Genomic DNA, 452 nt, shown 5'->3' with positions numbered 1-452 from the left:
TGCGCGGCGACCGCGTTGTCGTAGTCCTGCTTGCTGATCGCGTTCGCGCCCACCAGCACCTTGTAGCGCGCCACCAGTGCGTTCTGCGTCGCGAGGTTCGCCTGCGCCTTCGCGAGCGACGCCTTCGCGCTGTTCAGTTGCGCGAGGTACGGCGCCGGGTCGATCTTGTAGAGGCGCTGGCCGGCCTTGACGTCGGTGCCTTCGGTGAATTCACGGCGCAGCACGATGCCGTCGACCCGCGCGCGCACCTGCGCAACGAGGAACGCGTTGGTGCGGCCCGGCAGTTCGGTGAAGACCGGCACGGTTTCCGGCTGGACGGTGACGACGCCGACTTCCGGCGTTTGCGGCGGCGGTGCCGATTCTTTTTTCCCGCACGCGGCCAGGAAAACGGCGGCCGTCGCGACAGTGATTAAGCGGTATGGAACCCGTTCGACGCGCATGGAGCGACCTCT

The 452-nt window shown here is 67.3% G+C and carries 1 protein-coding gene; it reads right to left on the bottom strand.

What is annotated here, in order from left to right; all coding sequences use genetic code 11:
* Positions 1 to 440, bottom strand: a 440-nt coding sequence (locus tag HWX31_RS34680; RefSeq protein ID WP_143134382.1) for an efflux RND transporter periplasmic adaptor subunit, incomplete at its 3' end; no start/stop codon positions are given.
* Between the last annotated feature and the right edge of the window lie 12 nt (positions 441 to 452).

The organism is Burkholderia ubonensis (assembly GCF_902833085.1).
In the GTDB taxonomy this organism is placed as follows: domain Bacteria; phylum Pseudomonadota; class Gammaproteobacteria; order Burkholderiales; family Burkholderiaceae; genus Burkholderia; species Burkholderia ubonensis.
This window is presented reverse-complemented; position numbering and strand designations above follow the sequence as displayed.